The sequence below is a fragment of the Bradyrhizobium jicamae genome, from assembly GCF_001440395.1.
GTDB classification, from domain to species: Bacteria; Pseudomonadota; Alphaproteobacteria; order Rhizobiales; family Xanthobacteraceae; genus Bradyrhizobium; species Bradyrhizobium jicamae.
This window is the reverse complement of sequence record NZ_LLXZ01000101.1, coordinates 1-22,623: the sequence shown is the minus strand read 5'-3', so window position 1 is coordinate 22,623 and position 22,623 is coordinate 1. Positions and strand designations below refer to the sequence as shown.

At 62.4% G+C, this 22,623-nt stretch carries 28 protein-coding genes and 1 pseudogene; 19 read left to right on the top strand and 10 right to left on the bottom strand.

Features of this window, described 5'->3' with window-relative positions; translation table 11 throughout:
* Positions 1 to 264 carry a type II toxin-antitoxin system TacA family antitoxin gene (locus tag CQ12_RS15700; protein WP_430642213.1) on the bottom strand — a complete coding sequence of 88 codons (264 nt, stop codon included), beginning with the start codon at positions 262 to 264 and terminating at the stop codon, positions 1 to 3.
* A 139-nt stretch (positions 265 to 403) separates the two neighbouring features.
* On the opposite strand from CQ12_RS15700, the gene CQ12_RS15695 reads away from it, so the two are divergent.
* Positions 404 to 949 carry a 2'-5' RNA ligase family protein gene (locus CQ12_RS15695; RefSeq protein ID WP_057836203.1) on the top strand — a complete coding sequence of 182 codons (546 nt, stop codon included), beginning with the start codon at positions 404 to 406 and terminating at the stop codon, positions 947 to 949.
* A gap of 60 nt (positions 950 to 1,009) precedes the next feature.
* Here CQ12_RS15695 and CQ12_RS15690 read toward each other — a convergent pair whose 3' ends face one another.
* Positions 1,010 to 1,645, bottom strand: coding sequence for an HAD-IA family hydrolase (locus CQ12_RS15690; RefSeq protein ID WP_057836202.1), 636 nt, complete (start codon positions 1,643 to 1,645; stop codon positions 1,010 to 1,012).
* Between the two features lie 21 nt (positions 1,646 to 1,666).
* On the bottom strand, positions 1,667 to 2,536 hold the full coding sequence (locus CQ12_RS15685) for an SDR family oxidoreductase (protein WP_057836201.1): 870 nt from the start codon (positions 2,534 to 2,536) through the stop codon (positions 1,667 to 1,669).
* 79 nt (positions 2,537 to 2,615) lie between these two features.
* On the opposite strand from CQ12_RS15685, the gene CQ12_RS15680 reads away from it, so the two are divergent.
* Positions 2,616 to 3,323, top strand: coding sequence for a glutathione S-transferase family protein (locus tag CQ12_RS15680; RefSeq protein WP_057836235.1), 708 nt, complete (start codon positions 2,616 to 2,618; stop codon positions 3,321 to 3,323).
* Here CQ12_RS15680 and CQ12_RS15675 read toward each other — a convergent pair.
* Together CQ12_RS15675 and CQ12_RS45050 are read right to left on the bottom strand one after the other, a co-directional pair.
* The gene (locus tag CQ12_RS15675) at positions 3,316 to 3,864 is read right to left on the bottom strand and encodes a disulfide bond formation protein B (RefSeq protein WP_057836200.1); all 549 of its coding nucleotides are present in this window, start codon (positions 3,862 to 3,864) and stop codon (positions 3,316 to 3,318) included. The genes CQ12_RS15680 and CQ12_RS15675 overlap by 8 nt on opposite strands.
* Before the next feature lie 7 nt (positions 3,865 to 3,871).
* Positions 3,872 to 4,030, bottom strand: coding sequence for a DUF5993 family protein (locus CQ12_RS45050; RefSeq protein WP_198164164.1), 159 nt, complete (start codon positions 4,028 to 4,030; stop codon positions 3,872 to 3,874).
* Positions 4,031 to 4,135: 105 nt separating this feature from the next.
* Here CQ12_RS45050 and CQ12_RS15670 point away from each other — a divergent pair, with 105 nt between their 5' ends.
* Positions 4,136 to 4,507: an ArsC family reductase gene (locus CQ12_RS15670; RefSeq protein ID WP_057836199.1), complete on the top strand. Its 372-nt coding sequence runs from the start codon at positions 4,136 to 4,138 to the stop codon at positions 4,505 to 4,507.
* Here CQ12_RS15670 and CQ12_RS15665 read toward each other — a convergent pair.
* Entirely contained in the window at positions 4,504 to 5,106 is a 603-nt protein-coding gene (locus CQ12_RS15665; RefSeq protein WP_057836198.1) for a PAS domain-containing protein, read from the bottom strand. The genes CQ12_RS15670 and CQ12_RS15665 overlap by 4 nt on opposite strands.
* Before the next feature lie 375 nt (positions 5,107 to 5,481).
* Between CQ12_RS15665 and CQ12_RS15660 the strand changes: the two genes are divergently transcribed.
* The 7 genes from CQ12_RS15660 (at position 5,482) to CQ12_RS15630 (ending at position 12,066) form a co-directional block, all read left to right on the top strand.
* Positions 5,482 to 6,237: an ABC transporter ATP-binding protein gene (locus CQ12_RS15660; RefSeq protein WP_057836197.1), complete on the top strand. Its 756-nt coding sequence runs from the start codon at positions 5,482 to 5,484 to the stop codon at positions 6,235 to 6,237.
* A 7-nt stretch (positions 6,238 to 6,244) separates the two neighbouring features.
* Positions 6,245 to 6,973: an ABC transporter ATP-binding protein gene (locus tag CQ12_RS15655; RefSeq protein ID WP_430642214.1), complete on the top strand. Its 729-nt coding sequence runs from the start codon at positions 6,245 to 6,247 to the stop codon at positions 6,971 to 6,973.
* 38 nt (positions 6,974 to 7,011) lie between these two features.
* Positions 7,012 to 8,232: an ABC transporter substrate-binding protein gene (locus CQ12_RS15650; protein WP_057836195.1), complete on the top strand. Its 1,221-nt coding sequence runs from the start codon at positions 7,012 to 7,014 to the stop codon at positions 8,230 to 8,232.
* Between the two features lie 72 nt (positions 8,233 to 8,304).
* Complete coding sequence (locus CQ12_RS15645; protein ID WP_057836194.1) at positions 8,305 to 9,192, top strand: branched-chain amino acid ABC transporter permease; 888 nt, start codon at positions 8,305 to 8,307, stop codon at positions 9,190 to 9,192.
* A gap of 1 nt (position 9,193) precedes the next feature.
* On the top strand, positions 9,194 to 10,162 hold the full coding sequence (locus CQ12_RS15640) for a branched-chain amino acid ABC transporter permease (RefSeq protein WP_057836193.1): 969 nt from the start codon (positions 9,194 to 9,196) through the stop codon (positions 10,160 to 10,162).
* Between the two features lie 150 nt (positions 10,163 to 10,312).
* The gene (locus CQ12_RS15635; protein WP_057836192.1) at positions 10,313 to 10,957 is read left to right on the top strand and encodes a DUF47 domain-containing protein; all 645 of its coding nucleotides are present in this window, start codon (positions 10,313 to 10,315) and stop codon (positions 10,955 to 10,957) included.
* Positions 10,958 to 11,061: 104 nt separating this feature from the next.
* Positions 11,062 to 12,066 carry an inorganic phosphate transporter gene (locus tag CQ12_RS15630; RefSeq protein WP_057836191.1) on the top strand — a complete coding sequence of 335 codons (1,005 nt, stop codon included), beginning with the start codon at positions 11,062 to 11,064 and terminating at the stop codon, positions 12,064 to 12,066.
* Here the strand turns inward: CQ12_RS15630 and sugE are convergent.
* The gene (sugE, locus tag CQ12_RS15625; RefSeq protein ID WP_057836190.1) at positions 12,058 to 12,381 is read right to left on the bottom strand and encodes a quaternary ammonium compound efflux SMR transporter SugE; all 324 of its coding nucleotides are present in this window, start codon (positions 12,379 to 12,381) and stop codon (positions 12,058 to 12,060) included. The two genes, CQ12_RS15630 and sugE, sit on opposite strands and share 9 nt — an antisense overlap.
* A gap of 154 nt (positions 12,382 to 12,535) precedes the next feature.
* Here sugE and CQ12_RS15620 point away from each other — a divergent pair, with 154 nt between their 5' ends.
* The 7 genes from CQ12_RS15620 to CQ12_RS15590 all read left to right on the top strand — a co-directional run bounded on the left by CQ12_RS15620 (position 12,536) and on the right by CQ12_RS15590 (position 19,624).
* Positions 12,536 to 14,155 (top strand): peptide chain release factor 3, encoded by a 1,620-nt coding sequence (locus CQ12_RS15620; protein WP_057836189.1) that lies wholly within the window; start codon positions 12,536 to 12,538, stop codon positions 14,153 to 14,155.
* A gap of 302 nt (positions 14,156 to 14,457) precedes the next feature.
* Positions 14,458 to 15,183 (top strand): crotonase/enoyl-CoA hydratase family protein, encoded by a 726-nt coding sequence (locus tag CQ12_RS15615; RefSeq protein WP_057836188.1) that lies wholly within the window; start codon positions 14,458 to 14,460, stop codon positions 15,181 to 15,183.
* Positions 15,184 to 15,241: 58 nt separating this feature from the next.
* Positions 15,242 to 15,799 (top strand): TetR/AcrR family transcriptional regulator, encoded by a 558-nt coding sequence (locus CQ12_RS15610; protein WP_057836187.1) that lies wholly within the window; start codon positions 15,242 to 15,244, stop codon positions 15,797 to 15,799.
* Positions 15,800 to 15,866: 67 nt separating this feature from the next.
* A complete protein-coding gene (locus CQ12_RS15605; RefSeq protein WP_057836186.1) occupies positions 15,867 to 16,469 on the top strand; it encodes a hypothetical protein in 603 nt (200 codons plus the stop codon).
* 89 nt (positions 16,470 to 16,558) lie between these two features.
* Positions 16,559 to 17,143, top strand: a complete 585-nt coding sequence (locus CQ12_RS15600; protein WP_057836185.1) for an NnrU family protein — start codon at positions 16,559 to 16,561, stop codon at positions 17,141 to 17,143.
* A gap of 1 nt (position 17,144) precedes the next feature.
* Complete coding sequence (panB, locus tag CQ12_RS15595) at positions 17,145 to 17,966, top strand: 3-methyl-2-oxobutanoate hydroxymethyltransferase (RefSeq protein ID WP_057836184.1); 822 nt, start codon at positions 17,145 to 17,147, stop codon at positions 17,964 to 17,966.
* A 14-nt stretch (positions 17,967 to 17,980) separates the two neighbouring features.
* Positions 17,981 to 19,624, top strand: coding sequence for a class I adenylate-forming enzyme family protein (locus tag CQ12_RS15590; RefSeq protein ID WP_057836183.1), 1,644 nt, complete (start codon positions 17,981 to 17,983; stop codon positions 19,622 to 19,624).
* On the opposite strand, the gene CQ12_RS15585 is transcribed toward CQ12_RS15590, so the two are convergent.
* The 3 genes from CQ12_RS15585 to CQ12_RS15575 all read right to left on the bottom strand — a co-directional run bounded on the left by CQ12_RS15585 (position 19,588) and on the right by CQ12_RS15575 (position 21,336).
* Entirely contained in the window at positions 19,588 to 19,890 is a 303-nt protein-coding gene (locus CQ12_RS15585) for a hypothetical protein (RefSeq protein WP_057836182.1), read from the bottom strand. The genes CQ12_RS15590 and CQ12_RS15585 overlap by 37 nt on opposite strands.
* A gap of 212 nt (positions 19,891 to 20,102) precedes the next feature.
* Complete coding sequence (locus CQ12_RS15580) at positions 20,103 to 20,393, bottom strand: DUF1330 domain-containing protein (protein WP_057836181.1); 291 nt, start codon at positions 20,391 to 20,393, stop codon at positions 20,103 to 20,105.
* Between the two features lie 55 nt (positions 20,394 to 20,448).
* Positions 20,449 to 21,336: a hypothetical protein gene (locus tag CQ12_RS15575; protein ID WP_057836180.1), complete on the bottom strand. Its 888-nt coding sequence runs from the start codon at positions 21,334 to 21,336 to the stop codon at positions 20,449 to 20,451.
* A 243-nt stretch (positions 21,337 to 21,579) separates the two neighbouring features.
* Here CQ12_RS15575 and CQ12_RS15570 point away from each other — a divergent pair, with 243 nt between their 5' ends.
* Both CQ12_RS15570 and CQ12_RS15565 read left to right on the top strand, forming a co-directional pair.
* On the top strand, positions 21,580 to 22,233 hold the full coding sequence (locus tag CQ12_RS15570; RefSeq protein ID WP_057836179.1) for a tetratricopeptide repeat protein: 654 nt from the start codon (positions 21,580 to 21,582) through the stop codon (positions 22,231 to 22,233).
* A gap of 42 nt (positions 22,234 to 22,275) precedes the next feature.
* Positions 22,276 to 22,623, top strand: a pseudogene (locus CQ12_RS15565) (hypothetical protein); the annotation flags it as partial.

The window sequence follows — 22,623 nt, the reverse complement described above, 5'->3', positions numbered from 1 at the left end:
TCACTTCTCGGCTTTTGCGTTCCTGGATTCCCACGGAGCGGCCCGTTGAAATAGTTCGACCATTTCGGGCACCGGGCGCGCGGGTTTCGAAAGAACCTCGACAAAGGCCTTGAAGCCGGCCGGGCTCATCCGGATGGGCGCCGTTTCCATCAGAACATCTTCCGCCGCTCGCACCGCTGCATCACGTACGAAATCGGTACGCGAACGGCCGCGCAAGGTTGCCGCACGATCGATGATGGCTATGTCAGTTTCGGGCAGCCGCATCGATAGCGGGTGCTCTTTTCGCTTTATGACGCGTGGCATTTTGGAATCTCCAACAAAGCTTTCGTATCTGGATGTAGTGTATTTTACAATACAAAAATTTCGGTTGCGCGCCGGTTGTGTTCATGATCTGTTCTAGTCGATGGTGGACAAGTTTACAAGCCGTAGTAGTGCCCGCTTATTCCTCGCGGCCGTTCCCGACGCAGGGACGGCAGAGCGGATTCACCAATTGGCTTGCGTGCTCAAGCGCGCGCATCAGTTCGACGGCAAGCTCATTGTGCCCGGGCGGCTGCACATTTCGCTGTTCGCTCTCAGCGGGTTGCCTGAAGGCCAGCTTTGCGCCGCTTGGGAGGCTGCCATGGATGTGCGAACCCGGCCGTTCGAGGTCTCTTTCGATCGCACGGCAAGCTTTCGGGGGCGACCGGGCAATCGTCCGTTCGTCCTGATCGGAGAGAATGGATTGCGCCATTTGCACTCGTTTCGTCAAACGGTCGGCGCCGCGATGACGCGAAGAGGGTTGAGGCGGCTGGCCAATACGAATTTTACGCCACATGTCACGCTGCTGTATGACACGCGTAGCGCAGATGAATATCCAGTCGAACCGATTGGCTGGACGATTAGCGAGTTCGTACTCATCCGCAGCTTGAACGGGCACGAACACCTCGTACGATGGCCTTTGTGGGTGTGACAGATATTTGTGGGTGTGACAGATAACAGGCGGAGTTATCAAGCGGACATTCGCGAAGTGTTATTTCCTTGAAGTGAGCCGCTGCATCATCTCCTCGATCGAATTGAACAGATAGGTCGGCCCAACCGCCTGCAACGCGCTCGGTAGCGCATACCCCCAGGCCACCGCACCGGAATCCATCCCGGCGGCCTTCGCGGCTTCGATGTCACGGATCTCGTCGCCGATGCAGATCGTCTCCGACGGCTTGCCCCCGAGCTTGCGTGCGACACGCCGAAATTTCCAGTGTTTGCCGAAGATTGCGGCGCCACAATCGAAGCGCGTGATCAGGGCGGAAACGGGTCCGAGCACTTGCCGGACTGACGCCTCGCTGTCGGAACTGACGATCGCAGTCTTGATACCAAGACGCTGAAGCTCGGTCAGCATCTCCGGAATGCCGGCAAACAGCGATGTCTCGCTCGCCGCGGCGAGCTTGCGTTTTCGCATGTCGTTGACGATGGCCGGAAGCTGCCACGTGGACACGCCAAGGTGCGCCATGATTTCGCGCGCGGACATTCCGCGCAGTCCTTCCAGTTCCTCTGGTGTGACCGGCTTGAGATCGAAACGTGCGATTACATCGTGAAACGATGCGCGAAACCAGGGAAGCGAGTCGGCAAGCGTGCCGTCAAAGTCGAAGATGGCGAGGCGATAGCGTGTCATGGGCGATCGGCTTTCGGCGCGTCACTTGTCGTCGCCGCCGAAATAGGCCGGCTTGCCGGTGGTCCAGGTCTCGCCCCAGAGCTGGCCGCCGCCATCGACGGTCAGCGTTTCGCCGGTAACGAATTTGGCCGAAGGTCCCGCGAGGAAGGCGGTGGCTTCGGCGACCTCCCAGGGCGAGCCGACCCGCATCATCGGATTCGAACGTGGGTAGGCGGCGCGGGCTTCCGGCGTGTAGACGTTCCATCCCTCGGTCTCGATCGCGCCGGGCGCCACGCAGTTGACGCGGATGTTCAGCGGTGCCCATTCGACCGCGACAGCGCGCGACAGCCCGATCACGCCGCTTCGTGCCGCAATGGTGTGGGCGATGCCGTAGAGGCCATGCGTCGTCACTACCACGATGTTGACGATGCTGCCGGGATGCTTGTGGTCGCGCCAGCGCTGCGCTGCCGCCTGCATCATGTACCAGGTGCCGTTCAGATTGGTGTTGATGACGGCATTCCAGCCCTTCACGGAAAAATCGATCGCAGCCTGCGGAAATTGTCCGCCGGCGCTGTTGACGAGGCTGTCGATGCGGCCTTGTGCGGCCCAGATCGTGTCGAAGAGGGCGCCGACCGCATCGGGCTCCCGGATGTCGGCAACATGTGCCGACGCCTCGAGGCCGTGGCCCCCCAACTGGGCCACGAGCGCATCGAGCTTGTCGCCGTCGCGCCCGACCACAGCGACGTGCGCGCCGAGCCGTGCAAACAGCCAGGTGATCGCGCGGCCGATGCCGCCGGCGCCGCCTGTCACGATCACGACCTGATCCTTCAAAGCGTCGCTTGCGAAGACGGTCGGACGAACCGCGAGCTCCGCGTCGGTCAGGCCAAGCTTTGGTGATGGATGGTCAGTCATGGATCGGCGCGGGCCTTGTTATATGCGACATCAGCCGTACATTAACCCCGCACCGGAAACCAAGCAAAAGAACCAGTTGATGCCCGATCTTTCCGCTTTCCCAATCACCAAACGCTGGCCTGCCAAACACCTCGACCGTCTTCAGCTCTACTCGCTGCCGACGCCGAATGGCGTCAAGGTCTCGATCATGCTCGAAGAGATCGGCTTGCCCTATGAGGTGCATCTGGTCGATTTCGGCAAGGATGACCAGAAGACGCCGGAATTTTTGTCGCTGAATCCGAACGGCAAGATCCCGGCGATCCTCGATCCCGATGGCCCCGGTGGCAAGCCGTTGCCGCTATTCGAGTCCGGCGCGATCCTGCAATATCTTGCTGACAAGACCGGCAGGCTGCTGCCTGATGATCCGGCGCGGCGATACCAGGCCATCCAGTGGTTGCACTTCCAGATGGGCGGCATCGGACCGATGTTCGGGCAGGTCGGTTTCTTCCACAAATTCGCCGGCAAGGAATATGCGGACAAGCGGCCGCTCGAACGCTATGTGGCCGAGTCGAAGCGCCTGCTCGATGTGGTGGAGACGCGGCTTGCCGGGCGGCAATGGATCATGGACGACGAATACACCATTGCCGATATTTCCATGCTCGGCTGGGTGCGCAACCTGATCGGCTTTTACGGGGCGCGCGATCTCGTCGCCTTCGATACGCTGAAGCAGGTGCCGGCATGGCTGGAGCGCGGGCTGGCCCGGCCGGCGGTGCAGCGTGGGCTCGAGATACCGAAGCGGCCTACTTGAGCAGTTCGTAAACGACGGGGTTGTCGGCGCACGCGCCGAAGCCGCATTCCAGCAGCGTCGTTGCCACGTTCGCGGCCGTCAGCGCGATCACGAGCCACACCGCGATTTGCGCGAAGGCGCCACCGGTGGGCGGCAGCACGGCGCCGTCGTCCTTGAACTGGCGGTCGAATAGCATGACGACGGCAATCAGGATAATCGCGGCAATGAAGCCGATCAGCGCCCAGGTGTAATAATGATAACCCAGCAATGCCGAGCCATAGCCGGCGTCGCCGGGCAGGATGTGGAGCAGCACCTGCCGGGTCGACGCAACGGCGCCTGCAACCGCCGCCAGCAGCGACATCGCATAATGGCTGGGGCGCGGGCCGAAACGGATATTGAGGATCGGACCGACGGCGAGCGCGGCAAACAGGATTCGCTGCAGCAGGCAGAGCGGGCAGGGCAGTTCATTCAGGATGAACTGCGCCGCAAAGGCGGCCGCCAGCACCAGCGCGACCCCGTAGAGGCCGAGGGCATTCAGCGTGATGGCGCGCGTCTGGGTCATGCATCCCTCAGAACGACAGTTTCAGCGTATCGGTCGCGTGGTGCAGATAGGTCGCGACGCACGCTATAAGGACGGCTGCGAACAGGCCAAACGCCAGCGGACGCGGACCGCGCCAGGCGACCAGCATCACGACGGCCGTGGCCAGAAACAATATGGTGAATTCCATCGGCGGGTCCCGGCAGAGATGCGTCAGTCTATGATAGATTCGCCGATCTGCTCACCTCTAATCGGTCCGACAGGACCCATAACGCCATTCCGGAATGCAACGAAAATGCCCATCACCATCTACGGCATCAAGAACTGCGACACCATGAAGAAGGCGCGCGCCTGGCTCGACGACCAGGGCGTGGCTTACGACTTTCACGATTACAAGCTTGCCGGCATCGCCAAGGACAAGCTCAAGCAATGGTCTGACGAACTCGGCTGGGAAACGCTGCTCAACCGCGCCGGGACGACGTTCAAGAAATTGCCCGACAGCGACAAGGAAGGCCTGAACGAGCGCAAGGCGCTGGCGCTGATGCTGGCGCAGCCTTCGATGATCAAGCGCCCGGTGCTCGATCTCGGCGGCAAATTGCTGGTCGGATTCAAGCCGGACATCTACGCCAAGGAAGTGGCGGCGAAGTCGCGCGGACGGAAGGCCTAATCGAATTCGAGCACGTCGCCGGACGGAATGCGGCCGGGCGCGCGGTGGAACAGATCGCGGTCGATGATGGTGCGCAGCGTCGGCACCGGCAGCTTGTCATTTCCGCGAATGAGGTTCTTGATCTCGAAGCCGCCGTCCTCGCTGATGGTCTTCAGTGAAGCGATGATATGGGTGACGCTATCCTTGTCGGCGAATGGCAGCAGCAGCCGCTCATAGGCGACGACACGCCCATAGATATCGTTCATTTCAGCGATGGTGTAGGCGGGGAGGCGGCGGGCGATGCATTGATAATAAACCGGCATCACGATCGGAGCGAGCCTTGCGCCGAGATACTCGTCGAGATTGCGCCCCTTGCCGGTATTTCCATAGGCCGTCGACATCCGCGTGCCGTCGCTCTGGATCGTCAGGCGCGGCGGCTCTACCTGGGCATCGACAGTATAGAATACCAGGTCCGGAAGTTCGTCCTCGATGCGCGCCGGCTGGTATTCGGTCATGCGCGGTATCGACTGATCGCGAGCGTACAGCCGCAGCCAGGTATTGAGCAGGTCGCGCTGTTTGATCGATTTGACGACAGACGGTTGGGCGCTCTCAAATTCCAAGGCGGCAATTCCTTGCTGTCTAGATCGCGTGATGCTGCGATTGCGGCGGAAATATTCTGTGAAAGCGGCTGATTGCAGCAGAACACCGTTAATGATGGCTTGCCGGGACGAAGATTACGCTCGAACGCCGCTGGTGCGCGGGCCGGGCTCGGCGGATGGCGCATTCGACTTATGGCGCATCCGGAACCATGCCCCCCGGCTTTTCCCCGTGACAGCTTTCCACCTTGCCTAATCCATCGCGTTGACGGCATATTCCGGCCCGGAGGCGGCGGGCTCGGTACGTTTTTCCAAGGACGTCCAGGAGAGCCCGCCCGAACAGGGAAAAAATGGCCGCGCGCGAGAGACCTCGCGGAGACGGCTTACGGGGGAATTTGTTTGGCTGATGAGTTTATTCTCGAAACCCACGGATTGACCAAGGAATTCGCGGGTTTCTTCGCCGTTCGCGATGTCGCCCTCAAGGTGCGTCGCGGCAGCATTCATGCGCTGATCGGGCCGAATGGCGCCGGCAAGACGACGTGCTTCAACCTGCTGACCAAATTCTTGAAGCCGTCGGCAGGCCAGATCCTGTACAAGGGACAGGACATCACCGCGATGGCGCCGGCCGACGTGGCCCGCCTCGGGCTCGTGCGTTCGTTCCAGATTTCAGCCGTGTTCCCGCACCTGACGGCGCTGGAGAACGTCCGCGTCGCGCTCCAGCGCCAGCATGGATCTTCGTTCGATTTCTGGCGCTCCAAGAGCGTGCTGGATCGCTTCAACGGCCGCGCGATCGAGCTGTTGAACGACGTGGGCCTGAGCGAGTTCGCCAATACGCCGGCGGTCGAGATGCCCTATGGACGCAAGCGTGCGCTCGAGATCGCAACGACGCTGGCGCTCGATCCGGAAATGATGCTGCTGGACGAGCCGATGGCCGGCATGGGTCACGAAGACATCGACAAGATCGCGTCGCTGATCAAGCGCATCTCGGCAAGGCACACCATCCTGATGGTCGAACATAATCTCTCCGTGGTCGCGAATCTGTCCGACATCATCACGGTGCTGACGCGCGGGCAGGTGCTGGCGCAAGGCAATTATGCCGAGCTCTCAAAGGACGAGCGGGTCAAGGAAGCCTATCTGGGGGCCGGTCATGCCTGATTTGAAAATGGCTGAAGCCACCGCCAAATCGGCGGGCGCGGAGGTGCTTTCCGTTTCCGAACTGCAGGCCTGGTACGGCGAATCCCACATCCTTCACGGCGTCAACTTCAATGTGAAGGCGGGCGAGGTGGTCACGCTGCTCGGCCGCAACGGCGCCGGCAAGACCACGACGCTGAAGTCCGTTATGGGAATTATCGGCAAGCGTACCGGTTCGATCCGTTTCAACGGTCAGGACATCACGCGCGCCTCGTCCGACAGGATCGCGCGACAGGGCATCGCGTTCTGCCCCGAGGAGCGGGGCATTTTCGCGAGCCTTGACGTGCGCGAGAACCTGCTGCTGCCGCCCGTCGTGCGCAGCGGGGGACTGTCGCTCGATCAGATCTTCGAATTGTTTCCGAACCTGAAGGAGCGCCTCAACAGCCAGGGCACCAAGCTCTCCGGCGGCGAGCAGCAGATGCTGGCGATCGCCAGAATCCTGCGCACTGGCGCGCGTTTTCTGATGCTGGACGAGCCGACCGAAGGTCTTGCGCCCGTCATCATCCAGCAGATCGGCCACACCATTGCGCGGCTGAAGTCGGAGGGCTTCACCATCCTGCTGGTCGAGCAGAATTTCCGCTTCGCCTCCACGGTGGCCGACCGCTACTACATTGTCGAACACGGCAAGGTCATCGACGGTTTTGCCAATTCGGAGCTGTCGGCCAATATGGACAAGCTCCACACCTATCTCGGCGTCTGATTGATACTGTGACTGCACTCTGGATTTATGGAGATACTATGAAACATCGGATTTCAGCTCTCTTCCTCGGCACCGCGCTTGCGCTTGCCGCAGGCAGTGGCGCCATGGCGCAGGACAAGACCGTCAAGATCGGCGTGCTTACCGATAATTCCGGGCTTTACTCCGACCTCGGTGGCGCGGGCTCGACGCTCGCCGCCCAGATGGCGATGGAGGATTCCGGTCTCGCGGCCAAAGGCTGGAAGATCGACATCGTCTCCGCCGACCACCAGAACAAACCCGACATCGCCACCACCATCGCGCGTCAATGGATCGACGTCGAGAAGGTCGACATCTTCATGGATGTGTTGAATTCCGGCGTTGCGCTGGCGGTCAACAATCTGGTGAAGGAAAAGAATGCCATCATGATCAATACCGGCGCGGCGACGTCGGATCTGACCAATGCCCAGTGCTCGCCGAACACGATTCACTGGGTCTACGACACCTACATGCTCGCCAACTCCACCGGCCAGGCGCTGGTGAAGGCCGGCGGCGATACCTGGTACTTCCTGACCGCAGACTATGCGTTCGGTCACGCGCTGGAGCGCGATACCACGGCGGTCGTCGTGAAGTCGGGCGGCAAGGTCATTGGCGGCGTCAAGCATCCGCTGAATTCGTCGGACTTCTCGTCCTTCCTGCTGCAGGCGCAGGCGTCCAAAGCCAAGATCATCGGCATGGCCAATGCCGGCGGCGACACCACCAACACTATCAAGCAGGCCGCGGAATTCGGCATTGTCGCCGGTGGCCAGAAGCTTGCCGGTCTTCTGCTGTTCATTACCGACGTGCATTCGCTCGGCCTGAAGGTGGCGCAGGGCCTGAACTTCACGGAAACCTTCTACTGGGATCTGAACGACGGCACCCGCGCGTTTTCGAAGCGCTTCTCGGAGCGCATGAAGAACAAGGCGATGCCTTCGATGGTGCAGGCCGGCGTCTATTCGGGCCTGGTCCACTATTTCAAGACGATCGATGCGATGGGCGGCAACCCGCATGATGGCGCCAAGGTGGTTGCCAAAATGAAGGAATTGCCGACGGATGACGCGCTGTTCGGCAAGGGCACGATTCGTGCCGACGGCCGCAAGATTCACCCGGCCTACCTGTTCGAGGTCAAGAAGCCCGCGGAATCCAAGGGGCCGTGGGACTATTACAAGCTGATCGGGACCACCCCGGGCGAACAGGCTTTCCGGCCGCTTTCGGAAAGCGCCTGTCCGCTGGTCAAGAAGTAACAACAACGGTTCGCGGGGCATTGCGCCCCGCGGGCCACTTTCCGCCCAACAACGAGATCGAGTGCCAAACCGATGCAAGCTCTCTACGCCCAGCTCCTGGTCGGACTGATCAACGGGTCGTTCTACGCGCTGCTCAGTCTCGGGCTGGCCGTGATCTTCGGCATGCTCAACATCATCAATTTCGCCCACGGCGCGCTCTACATGATGGGCGCGTTCTGCGCGTATTTCCTGCTGAATCTCGCGGGAATTGGATATTGGTGGGCCCTGATCATCGCGCCGATTGTCGTCGGCATCTTCGGCATGATCCTGGAGCGGACCATGCTGCAATGGCTGGCGGGTCTCGACCACCTCTACGGGCTGCTGCTGACGTTCGGCATCGCGCTGATCGTGCAGGGCGTGTTCCAGAATTATTTCGGCTCGTCCGGTCTGCCCTATGCGATTCCCGATTACCCGCAGATCGGCGACTGGCGCGGCCTGCAGGGCGGCATCAATCTCGGCTTCATGTTCCTGCCGATCTACCGCGGCTGGGTGGTGATCTTCTCGCTGGTGGTATGCCTTGCGACCTGGTTCCTGATCGAGAAGACGCAGCTCGGCGCTTATCTGCGCGCCGCGACTGAAAACCCCACCCTGGTGCGCGCCTTCGGCATCAACGTGCCGCGCATGATCACGCTGACCTACGGCCTCGGCGTCGGCCTGGCGGCGTTGGCCGGCGTGTTGTCGGCACCCATCAACCAGGTCCGCCCACTGATGGGCGCCGACCTGATCATCGTCGTGTTCGCGGTGGTGGTGATCGGCGGCATGGGATCGATCATGGGATCGATCATCACGGGCTTCGCGCTCGGCGTGATCGAGGGACTTACGAAGTATTTTTATCCCGAGGCTTCCAACACCGTGGTGTTCGTTCTGATGGTGCTGGTGTTGCTGGTGAAACCAACGGGACTGACGGGACGGGCGGCCTGACATGAGCGCATTGACTGACGACACACTGCCGGTAACACCGCGCGCGATGCGCGACGAGATGATCGTGTTCGCCTTGATGGCGGTGCTGCTGGGGCTCGTGCCCCTGACGGGCATCTATCCGTTCTTCGTGATGCAGGCGCTGTGCTTTGCGCTGCTTGCCTGCGCCTTCAACCTCCTGATCGGCTATGGCGGCCTGCTGTCGTTCGGCCACGCCATGTTCTTAGGCACTGCGGGCTACTGCACGGCGCATGCGCTCAAGGTCTGGGGTGTAACGCCGGAGGTCGGAATTCTGGTCGGCGTCGCCGGCGCCGCGGCGCTGTCCGTCGTCACCGGCTTCATCTCCATTCGCCGGCAGGGCATCTATTTTTCGATGATCACGCTGGCGCTTTCGCAGCTGCTGTTCTTCATCTACCTGCAGGCGCCATTCACCCATGGCGAAGACGGCATTCAGGGCATTCCACAGGGCTATCTGTTCGGGATATTCAACCTCGCCAAGCCCACCGTGCTCTATTACGTCGTGCTGGCGGGCTTCCTTGCCGGCTTCCTGCTGATCTACCGCACCATCAACTCGCCGTTCGGCGAGGTCTTGAAGTCGATCCGCGAGAACGAGCAGCGGGCGATTTCGCTGGGCTACAAGACCGACCAGTACAAACTGCTCGCCTTCATTCTGTCCGGCACGCTTGCGGGCTTTGCCGGCTCGCTGAAGGTGTTCGTAGCGCAGAACGCCTCGCTCACCGACGTGCACTGGACGATGTCGGGGGAAATCGTGCTGATGACGCTGGTCGGCGGGCTCGGGACCATCTTCGGCCCGGTCGTCGGCGCTTTCGTGATCATCGCCATGCAGCAGTATCTGGCCGGCTTCGGCCAGTGGGTGACGGTGATCCAGGGTGTGATCTTTGTGGCCTGCGTGCTGACCTTCCGCCGTGGTGTCGTCGGCGAAATCGCGCATTTTTTCCGCCGATCCCTGTAAAACGGCCGGTTTTGGCGCCGTTTTCGGCTTCACAAAGCGGTGGATGACCCGGTTCCCGGGTCCCGCTGTCGCGCGTTTTTCCTGCGAATGGTCTATGACAGTTTTGTGACAGGCCGCTCCCCGCGGCCGTGTGAACGACGGACAATACCCATGCTGCGCTGGTTTCGTGCCTTTTTGCCCAAGGAGGAGCGGTTTTTTGACCTGTTTGCCCGGCATGCCCAGACGGTGGTGCAGGGCGCACTGGCATTGCAGGACATGCTGCGCGGCGGCGAGGAGACGCCGGTATTCTGCCAGCGCGTCAATCAGTTCGAAAACGACGCCGATGGCATCACCCGCGAGGTGCTGACCGCGGTCCGCCGCACCTTCATTACCCCGTTCGACCGCGGCGACATCAAGAACCTGATCACAGCGATGGACGACGCCATCGACCAGATGCAGCAGACCGCAAAGGCGGTGGTGCTGTTCGAAGTCCGGACGTTCGAACCCCCGATGCGCGAGATAGCCACGCTGTTGGTCGAATGCGCCAATCTGGTCAGCCGCGCGCTGCCGCTGATGCAGTCGATCGGCAACAACGTCGCGATGCTGACCTCCATCACCGAGGAAATCGGAAAGCTGGAGGGCCGTATCGACGACCTCCACGACATCGGGTTGAAGGAGCTGTTTCTCAAGCACCGAAACGGCAATTCGATGGATTTCGTCGTCGGCGCCGAGATCTACAAGCATCTCGAAAAAGTGTCCGACCGCTTCGACGACGTCGCCAACGAAATCAATTCGATCGTGATCGAGCAGGTCTGAGCATGATCCGGAAAAGTGGATACCGGTTTTCCCTCGCGACAAACGCGGAACGCGTTTGCGCGGAGATCATGCTCAAGCAAGTAATATAGGGCAGGGCCTATTCAGTGGACGCCTCGCTTGGTCTTCCGATTCTGATCTTTCTGATTGCGGTCGCGCTGCTGTTCGACTTCCTCAACGGATTGCACGACGCCGCCAATTCGATCGCCACGATCGTATCGACCCGCGTGCTGCGGCCGCAATATGCGGTGCTCTGGGCGGCCTTCTTCAATTTCATCGCCTTCCTCTTCTTTGGGCTGCATGTCGCCAATACGATCGGCAAGGGGATCATCGAACCCAGTGTGGTTGATGCAGCCGTGATCTTCGCTGCGCTGATCGGCGCTATCGTCTGGAACCTGATTACCTGGGGGCTCGGCATTCCCTCTTCGAGTTCGCACGCCTTGATCGGAGGGCTGGTCGGTGCGGGCATGGCCAAGGCCGGGATATCAGCGGCGGTCTGGAGCGGCCTGTCGAAAACGCTGCTGGCGATCGTGCTGTCGCCGCTGGTCGGGTTCCTGCTGGCGCTGCTGCTGGTCGCGATCGTGTCCTGGCTGTCGGTGCGCTCGACGCCGTTTGCGGTCGACCGCGCCTTCCGTATCCTGCAATTCGTCTCGGCCTCGCTCTATTCGCTCGGCCATGGCGGCAACGATGCGCAAAAGACCATGGGCATCATCGCGGTGCTCCTGTATTCGCAGGGGCACTTGGGGGCGGATTTCGCGATTCCCTTCTGGGTCGTGATCTCCTGCCAGGCCGCCATGGGGCTTGGCACGCTGATGGGGGGCTGGCGGATCGTCCGCACCATGGGGCTGCGGATCACCAAGCTGACGCCGATGCAGGGCTTTTGCGCTGAAACCGGCGGGGCGGCGACCCTCTTCATGGCAACCTATCTCGGAGTTCCGGTTTCCACGACCCACACCATCACCGGCTCCATTGTCGGCGTCGGTGCGGCGCGGCGGGTCTCGGCGGTGCGCTGGAATGTGGCAAGTTCGATCGTCTACGCCTGGGTGATCACCATCCCGGCGTCCGCGATCGTGGCGGCGCTGACCTATTGGGCGGTGCTGTTGCTACGCTGATCCGGTGACCAGCTTGAGCCCGATGATGCCGGCCACAATCAGTCCGATGCAGGCGAGGCGGGCGGCGGTCGCGGGTTCGCCGAACAGGAAGATGCCCAGGATTGCCGTTCCGACCGCGCCGATTCCGGTCCAGACCGCGTAGGCGGTTCCAATCGGCAGCGCTTTCAGGGCAAGGCCCAGCAGCAGGATGCTGCCGGCCATGCAGGCGAGCGTCAGGACCGATGGAATGAGCCGGGTGAAACCTTCGGTATATTTGAGCCCGATCGCCCAGCCGATTTCCATGAGGCCGGCGACGAACAACACGATCCAGGCCATGACAACCCTCCTGATCAGGCAGGGTCGTCCCCGCGGATGAGCTGTGAGTTGGAAGGTCGTCCTTCCCAGGTCGATATGGGACTGGAGGACTGCCTCTGCAACCACCAAATGAGGCTTGATTAGCCCCCCTTTCCCTGCCAAACGCTCGAGCCTCATGTCTGACATTGCTGCCGCCGCCGAATCGCCGTCCCGCACGCCGCTCTCAGATGAAGTGGCCCGCCGGCGCACGTTTGCGATCATCTCCCACCCGGACGCCGGCAAGACCACGCTGACCGAAAAGCTGCTGCTGTTCGGCGGCGCCATCAATCTGGCAGGGCAGGTCAAGGCCAAGGGCGAGCGGCGCAACACCCGTTCGGACTGGATGAAGATCGAGCGCGAGCGCGGCATCTCGGTCGTGACCTCGGTCATGACGTTCGAGTTCCAGGATCTCGTCTTCAACCTCCTGGACACGCCGGGCCACGAGGACTTCTCCGAAGACACCTACCGCACGCTCACGGCCGTCGATTCCGCCGTCATGGTGATCGACGCCGCCAAGGGCATCGAGGCACGGACGCGAAAGCTGTTCGAGGTGTGCCGGCTGCGCGACATCCCGATCATCACCTTCATCAACAAGATGGACCGCGAGAGCCGCGATACGTTCGAACTGTTGGACGAGATCGAAAAGACGCTGGCGCTCGATACCACGCCGATGACCTGGCCGGTCGGCCGCGGCCGCGACTTCCTCGGCACCTACGACGTCGTCAATGGCGGCGTGCGCCTGCTCGAGGGCGGCGGCGCCAAGACCGGCGCGACCGAGCAGATCGACATCGCCGATCTCGCCGGCCGCAACGCCAATCTCGATGTCGCCGAGATCAAGGATGAGCTCGCGCTGGTGTCGGAAGCCTGCAAGCCGTTCGAGCTGGAGGCGTTTCGCGAGGGCCATCTGACGCCGGTCTATTTCGGCAGCGCGCTGCGCAATTTCGGCGTCGGCGACCTGCTGGAAGGTCTCGGCAAGTTCGCGCCCGCGCCGCGCGCGCAGGATTCGAACGTTCGTAAAGTCGAGGCCGCCGAGCCGCGCATGAGCGCCTTCGTGTTCAAGATCCAGGCCAATATGGATCCGAACCACCGCGATCGCATCGCCTTTGCGCGACTGTGTTCCGGCAAGCTCAGCCGCGGCATGAAAGCGAAACTGGTGCGGACCGGCAAGAATATGTCGCTGTCGTCGCCGCAATTCTTCTTCGCCCAGGACCGTTCGGTGGCGGACGAAGCCTTTGCCGGCGATGTCGTCGGCATTCCGAACCACGGCACCTTGCGGATCGGCGATACGCTGACGGAAGGCGAGGACATCACCTTCGTCGGCGTTCCCAGTTTCGCACCGGAAATCGTCCGCCGCGTTCGACTCACGGATGCCATGAAGGCAAAGAAGCTGAAAGAGGCCCTGCAGCAGATGTCGGAGGAGGGCGTCGTGCAGGTGTTCCGGCCGCGCGATGGCGCCCCGGCGCTGGTCGGTGTCGTCGGACCGCTGCAGCTCGACGTGCTGAAAGCCCGCCTCGATGCGGAATACTCGCTGCCGGTCGAATTCGAGGTCTCGGAATTCCAGCTGGCGCGCTGGGTCTCCTCCGACGACCGCAAGAAGCTCGATGCTTTCATCGCCGCCAACGGCTCCGGCATCGCCGATGACGTCGACGGCGATCCCGTGTTCATGGCCAAGAACGAGTTCTATCTCGGCTATACCCGCGAACGCGCCGAGGGCATCAATTTTTCCAACGTCAAGGACGTGAAGAAGAGGGCGTGAGGCGGCCGCTGTCGCGCCATCCCCGCTGTTGCCCCAGCCCCGGCTGTCGTCCTCCGCGAAAGCGGGGGACCCAGTACGCCGCGGCTTCCCCTTATATCGCTACCGCCTCTGGAATACTGGATCGCCCGCCCCAGTGCGCAATTGCGCACAAGGCGGGCGACGACAGCTGAGGCTGCGACTTGCCGCTTGCCCATGCATCCAGTGGATGCCTGCATGCATCACGAACCCAGTGAAATCCCTTGCGCTGCCGGACCGCCTTCTAAAGTATCCACTGGATGCTTTTGAAAACAGGGAGACCGCCTATGACCGACCTCGCGACCTATTCCCGTTCCGGCCCGGTCGGCACCATCGTGATCGACGACGGCAAGGCCAATGTGATGTCGCTTGCCATGCTAAACGCCCTGCATGCGGCGTTCGACCGGGCGGAAGAAGACAAGGCCGTCGTGCTCCTGAAGGCCCGCGGCAGGCATTTTTCCGGCGGCTTCGATCTCGGCGTCTTTGCCAAGGGCAGCGCCGAGGACCAGTATCTGATGCTGAAGGCCGGCGCTGAGCTGGCGCTGCGCATCCTTTCGTTCCCGACGCCGGTGGTGGCGGCCTGCCAGGGCAATGCCTATCCGATGGGGGCCTTTCTCATCATGTCCAGCGACCATCGTATTGCCGCCGAGGGCGACTACCGGATCGGCATGAACGAGGTCGCGATCGGGCTCACCGTGCCGCGTTTCGCCATCGAGATTGCCCGGCAGCGGCTGACGCCGGCCTATTTCAGCAGGGTGGTGATAACAGCGGAAATGTTCGGCCCCGCCGAGGCGGTCACCGCCGGCTTCTTTGACCGCGTCGTTCCGGCGGATGCGCTGGAGCGTAGCGCCGAGGAGACTGCGCAAAAGCTCGCCGCTCTCAATATGGCCGCCCACGCTGCCACCAAGGCGCGGGCGCGGGGCGCCGTCATCAAGTTGATCCGCAGTGTGATCGACGAGGACATTACCCCGCAATATGCCGAGGATCGCGTGGCCCGGCGGGCATCCGCCTGACAGGAAACGTCGGCGCCGGGCAGTGGCGTTGCATCCCGTGGCTTTGTATGAAGGGATCATGACCGCAACGCCGCGACGGGCGACCTATCGCCATGGCAATCTGAAATCCGCCGCGCTCAAGGCCGCCACCCGTCTGGTGGCCGCGTCCGGCCATGAGCAGTTGAGCCTGCGTGAGGTCGCGGACGCTGTCGGCGTCGCGCATCGCTCGCTGTATAATCATTTTGCCGACCGCGAGGCGCTGTTGGATGCCGTCGCGGCCGGGGCCTATACGCGGCTAGCCGCCATCCTCGTCAAGGCAGGGACGCCTGGGGATTACACCGCCAAATACGTCCGCTTCGCGCTGGCCAATCGCGCGCTCTACACCCTGATGACCAGCCGCCCGCACGCCACCATGAAGCACAATCCGCCGCTGCAGGCTGCGGTTCACAAGGTCATCGCCCAGGCCATGCGGATCTTCTGCCAGGATATCGAGAGCCCGGCCGAGCGTCGCCGTGCCGTGATGAAGGTCTATATCACGCTGTATGGCGGCATCTCGCTCTATGCGGCCGGCGTCCTCGACCAGCCCAGCGAGAGGGCCCTGATTGCGGAACTGTCCGCCATGAACGCGGGGATGTGAACGCGATCTGTCTTGATAGCGGCCTGGATGCGCATCAGTTTAGTCGGGTCGCCCCAGGACACCGCGCATGTTTCGACCTGCCATCGTCTGCCTGATCGGCCTGTTCGTCGGGATCGGCACCGCCGACGCCCAGCACCGTCGCCAGATCGACGCCACGCCGTTTTCGCATGCGCCCTGCAGCGTGCTCGACGGCCAGCCCTGCACGCCCTCGTTCTGCAGCGTGTTCAACGATGGCCCATGCATTCCCGAGATCGATTACCCGTACGGCCAGAACCTGCAACTCACGATCGAATCCGTCCCGCCCCAGGATCAGGCCGCGCAATACCGCAAGCCGGACCATGATCTGGATACGATCGGCGACCTGTTTGCGGCGTTGCGCTCCTGCTGGTCGCCGCCGCCGTCCGACATCGCGCGCGCGGGCATGCAGATGTCGGTTCGTTTCAGCTTCAAGCGCTCGGGCGAGATCATCGCGGCGCCGCGCGTGACCTATGCCACCTCAGGCGTGTCGGCGGATACCCGTTCCACCTATCTGAAAGCGATCAACGCCTCGCTTGCGGCCTGCACGCCGCTGAAGCTCACCAGCGGGCTTGGCGGCGCGCTTGCGGGGCGGCCGATCGCGATCCGCTACGTCGACAACCGCGATCTGGGCAAGCAGGCGGAGAAGCCGTAGGTGGTGGGTGCGTGGCGCATTGCGCACCACGCCACTAAAATGATACGCGGGATAATCCGGAAAACCAGCCGCGCGACGGGAGGGACATCATGGGACTGCTGGTGATGATCCTGGGCCTGATCCTGTTCTTCGGCGTCCATACCCTTACCATCCAGCGCAAGCTGCGCGCGCAGGTCATCGCCGCGACGGGCGAGGGCGGCTACAAGATCGGCTACACGCTGGCCTCCTTCGTCGGCCTTGCGCTGATCATCTGGGGCTTTGCCAAGTATCGTGCGACGGGCTGGATCGATGTCTGGTACCCGCCGGTGGCGCTCAAGCACGTCACGGTGGCGCTGATGCTGCCTGCGATTATCCTGGTGGTGGCGTCCTACATCCGCGGCCGGATCTATACGACCCTGAAACATCCGATGCTGACCGGCATCAAGCTGTGGGCGGCGGCGCATCTGCTCGCCAATGGCGATCTCGGCTCGATCATCCTGTTCGGCTCGTTCCTCGCCTGGGCGGTCTATGACCGCATTTCACTGAAATCCCGTTCCGACGCCGGCGCGCCGCCGATTCCCGTCGGAGGTCCCGGCAACGACCTGATCGCGATCGCGGTCGGTGTCGTCGCCTATCTGGCGCTCGCATTCGCGTTCCACCCGGTCGTGATCGGCGTCCCCGTGGTTGGAGCCTGACATGTCCGTTCAATCTGCCATCAAGCGCAAAACGGCGCCGGATATCCGCGCGCGCAAGAACGGTGAGCCGATCGTGATGCTGACGTCCTATCACGCGCACACCGCCGCGCTGGTGGATCGCCATTGCGACGTCATCCTGGTCGGTGACTCCCTCGGCAACGTCATGCACGGTTTAGAGACCACCGTGCCGGTGACCCTCGACATGATGATCCTGCAGGGGCGTGCGGTGATGCGAGGGTCGAAGCACGCTTTGGTCGTGGTGGATATGCCGTTCGGTTCTTATGAGGCCTCGAAAGAGCAGGCGTTTCATTCCGCGGTGCGGATATTGAAGGAGACCCATTGCGGCGCGGTCAAACTCGAAGGCGGCGTGCGGATGGCGGAGACGGTGGCCTTCCTCTCAGAGCGTGGCGTGCCGGTCATGGGCCACATCGGCTTGACGCCGCAATCGATCAATACGCTCGGCTCGTTCCGCGCCCAGGGCCGCGATGCGGGCAGCTGGGATCCGATCCTGAACGACGCCAAGGCCATTTCCGATGCCGGGGCGTTCTCGGTCGTGGTCGAAGCGGTCGCCGAGCCGCTGGCGCGAAAGATCACGGAGACCATCGCCATTCCGACCATCGGCATCGGCGCCAGCGCGGCCTGCGACGGGCAGGTGCTGGTGCTGGAGGATATGCTCGGCCTGTCGCCGCGGACGCCGAAATTCGTTCGCCGCTATGGTGAACTCGGTCCCGCGATCGAAGCAGCGGTCAAGGGATATGCCGACGACGTGCGCTCGCGCGCATTCCCCGGACCTGAACACGTCTACGATATGAAGAAGAGCTGACGGGGGCGCGCGTCATGGACTGGTCGCAGCACTCCATTCCGGCGATGCGGCTCGAACCGCGCTTCGGTGATCGTATCGTCCCGGTATTTTGTGAGCGGCCCAGGAGTATTCCGGCCATGGTCGCCGAAGCCGTGGCGCGAAACGGCGATGGCGAGGCGCTGGTCTGCGGCGCTACGCGAATGACATGGCGCGAAGTCGCGCAGCGATCGGCGCAAATCGCAGCAGGATTCCAGAAACTCGGCCTGCAGCGCGGCGACCGTGTTGCGGTGCTGCTCGGCAACAGAACGGAATTCGTGCTGACGATGCTGGGTGCCGCCCATGCCGGGCTGGTGACGGTGCTGCTTTCGACCCGCCAGCAAAAACCCGAAATCGCCTATGTTCTCACCGATTGCGGTGCAAAGCTCCTGATCCACGAGGCCGCGCTGGCCGACCGCGTGCCTGATACGAGCGATATTCCGGACGTCGTGCACCGCATCGCCGTCGACGACGACCCGCGGCTCTCGCACTTTTCCGAACTGGCCGACCACGCGCCGCTGACAGGGCCGGTCGAGGTCGATGAAGAGGACACCGCGATGATCCTCTACACCTCAGGCACCACGGGGCGGCCGAAGGGCGCGATGCTGGCCCATTGCACCATCATTCATTCGTCGATGGTGTTCGTGTCGTCCCTGAAACTGACCGCGGCGGACCGCTCGATCGCCGCCGTACCGCTCGGCCACGTCACCGGTGTGGTCGCCAACATCATGACCATGGTGCGCTCAGCCGGCGCGCTGATCATCATGCCGGAATTCAAGGCGGCGGAATATCTGAAGATGGCAGCGCGCGAGCGCGTCACCTACACCGTGATGGTGCCGGCGATGTACAATCTCTGCCTGCTGCAGCCGGATTTCGACAGCTACGACCTGTCGAGCTGGCGGATCGGCGGCTTTGGCGGCGCGCCGATGCCGATTGCCACGATTGAAAAACTCGCGGCGAAAATCCCCGGCCTGCAACTCGCCAATTGCTATGGCGCGACCGAGACGACCTCGCCCTCGACCATGATGCCCGGCGCATTCGTCGTGAGCCACATCGACAGCGTCGGGCTGCCGTGCCCGGGCGCCACCATCATCGCCGTCGACGCCGAGGGCCGCGAACTGCCGCGCGGCGCGATCGGCGAAATCTGGATACACGGCGGGTCGGTCATCAAAGGTTACTGGAATAATCCGAAGGCGACGGCGGAGAGTTTTACCGCCGGCTTCTGGCATTCCGGCGATCTAGGCTCGATCGACGAAGAAAACTTCGTTCGCGTGTTCGATCGGCAGAAGGACATGATCAACCGCGGAGGCTTGAAGATCTATTCCGCGGAGGTCGAATCGGTGCTGGCCGGCCACCCCGATGTGGTCGAGAGCGCGATCATCGCCAAGCCGTGCCCGGTGCTGGGCGAGCGCGTGCACGCCGTCGTGGTTATCAGCAATGCGGTCGGGGCAGAGGTTTTGCGTACGTGGTGCGCCGAGCGGCTGTCCGACTACAAGGTGCCAGAAACCATGGACTTGCGCACGGACCCGTTGCCGCGCAACGCCAATGGCAAGGTGATGAAACGGCAGCTCCGCGAGACCCTCACGGCGGCCTGTGGCGCCGCCGATCAAGTCGACGTCCTGCCGACGAATTCCTCGAGGTAGACCGGCACCTCACGCCCATCGATGTCGCAACGACAGCGGATTTCTCTCGCTACGTCCCTGGAAAGATCGTCGGTCCAGTGCTCCAGCGTGTTGAAGGCGACGACCTCGATCGGGTCATTGAATTGTCCCGACAGGAGATCGGCAATAACTGTCTCGATGTCGGCGCGCTCGGTTTGCCGAGTGACGCCATGCTGCCCTGGACTTTCCACGACCAGATAGATCGTCTGATCGGCGCCATACGGCACAATCGGCGGAAATCCGCGCATTGCCCGATCTCCATGTAGCCTGAATTCAATTACAGGGCAGGGGAAAGGTTCCTATTGCGCGGCGACGATTAAAGCGCCGGTCATCCCTAATTACCGCGCGTCGGCAGAACTAGAGCTTGCGCGCTGCCTTTGGCAATAGAGCCTTCGCTCGCCTCGCCAGCTCCGCGACGCTTTCGTGGCGGCGCAGGCCTAGCCGGGCGGGAGCTGGGCGGTCACGTGCACCCATCAACGAGCACCAGTTTGCTCGTCGTCGTATTGTGGCGCACCTCGAACAGGTCTTGAATTTCAGGGTCACCGAGAAATTCTTCTGCCTTTGTGCGTTCTGGAAATTCGATGATGACCATGCGCTCGGGCTTCCAGTCACCCTCGATTGTCGTCGGCTGAACCCCTTGAACGATGTATTTTTCGGAATGTTTTGCGATGAATGCCGGGATTTCGGCGATGTATTTTCTGAAACCACCAAAGTCGTTCACCGACAAGTCCAGCACCAAATACGCCTTCATTCGTTGCCTCGCGAACCCATGGCTCAGGTTCTGATTCGATCAGAACCTCATTGCCCTACAACTTGGGCGTACTGCCGGTCGGCATTGATGGCTGATCGGTCGCAACAGCGGCGCTGTCGATCGCGGCCGCGCTGATGAGCTGCTTGACGTCCAGCAGGGTGAATTGCGCGATGCCGACACGGTCGGCCGGCGTGCCCGGAACGAGTTGCACGCTCAACACGCCGTCGCAGTTCGCGCCCTTGGCCTCGGCCAGCATGGCGCTCGGATCCTTGGCTTTGGTCTGCGCGCGCTTGACCACCGCCACGCAACTGCCGCGCACGGTGTCGCCGTTGAGCTTGACGGCGGCCCTCGGGTCGAGCGGCTTGTCGATCGCTTCCAGCGCGGTCGCCTCCTTGTACTTGCCGCCGACCGACATGATCGAGCCCTTGCGGTAGATATAGTACAGGTGCTGATCGCCGACGATGGTGGGAACGCCGTACTTGCCCATGATCTCCTTGATCATGTTCGCCTTCGTCGGCTGCTGGTCCTGCGCGAAGGTCAGATTGCGCGCGAGGAAATAGGCGCGATTGGCGCTCGCGGGCGAGGAGAAGCTGGCCGAGAGCATTTCGCCGTTCTGCTTCGGACCGGCGGGAAGGCTGAAATTCAAGGCGGCGACGTAGCCGGTGCCGCCATTGCCGAATTTCTGCTGCTGGATATCGGTCTTGGTGTCGGTCCGGCCCTTGAACAGGGAATCAAAGACGACACGCGCCGATTCGGCGTTCGATTCGGTCGACATGCCCAAAATGTCGGGACGCAACTTGCCCGAGAACGCCGTCTCGGGCGCCTTGGGCTTGACGTCATCGGCCAGTGACGCTCCGGCCAGGGATACCAGGCCCAAGGCAAGCGTCATCAAGGCAAGCGTCATCGAGGCAAGCGTCATCGAAACCAGCGCATGGCGAGGCATGAAACACCTGAAAAATCGGATAGAGTCGAGCGTTGCAGCGGCCGGGATTACGCCAAGCTTTGAACTGCGAAGTCAACATTGGCGGCCGGTTTCGGAGGTGCCTGGGAGGCGCTGTTAACGCTTTGATCCGCCTCGCTTTGCCTTGCCACCGCCATATCGATAGGCTACGCCCCGGCCATGCGGGGATCGGGCGCGCGATACGGCCGCCCAAGTCGCGGTTCCTCGGGGATGGGATATCTTTAAGTGTCTGAATTATTTGATGAAGTAGACGAGGAGGTCCGTCGCGAACAGCTCAAAAAGCTGTGGGACAAATACTCGATTCTGATCATTGCCGGCTTGATTTTGATCATCGCTGCCGTGGGCGGCTGGCGCGGCTACCAGTATCTGGAGGCCAAGAAGGCGGCGGAGGCGGGTGCTGCGTTCGACAAGGCGGTCGAGCTTTCGGAAGCCAACAAGCATGCGGAGGCTGAAGCAGCCTTTGCCGATCTGGCTGCGAAGGCGCCGTTCGGATATCGCGTGCTGGCACGGCTGCGGATGGCTGCGGAAGTCGCCGAGCGCGATCGACCGGCCGCAGCAAAGTTGTTCGACGAGATCGCAGCCGACCGCAGCGTCGGCGTGGCAGAACAGGATCTGGCGCGGATTCGCGCCGCCCAGCTGCTGCTGGAAACCGCCACCTATCCCAACATGAAAGAGCGCCTCGAAGCCGCTGCTGCGCCGGGCGCTACCTTCCGCCATACCGCGCGCGAATTGCTGGCGCTGTCGGCCTGGCGTGCCAACGATACCGCGGCAACGCGGCAATGGCTGGACATGATCGCGAACGACGGCGAGACGCCGCCGAGCCTGCGCTCGCGTGCCGAAGCGCTGCAGGCGCTGCTGCCGCCGGTCGCCAAGAGCTGATACCCAAGAGCTGATACCAGCAAAACGAGTTGGGGACTTGATATGCGCCGCCCGCAACGTTTGATCGCAACGGTCGTCCTCATCGCGCTTTCGGGCGCGCTGGCAGGCTGCGGCAGTACGGCCAATTTCGACCCAAGCGATCTGCTCGACTTCCTCGATACCAAGAAGAAGCTGCCTGGCGAGCGCAAGGCGGTGTTCCCCGAAGGCGTGCCGGGCCTCGAGCAGGGCGTGCCGAAGGATCTCTACCGGGGTGCCCGTCAGCAGGACGACCCGAACGCGCAGGCGGCCGCTGCTCCTCCGCCGGCGGAAGAACCGAAATCCAAGCGTGGCGCCAAATCCAAGGGCAAGCAGGCTGCCGCCCCCGCCGCTGCGGACCCCGACGCCGCGCCC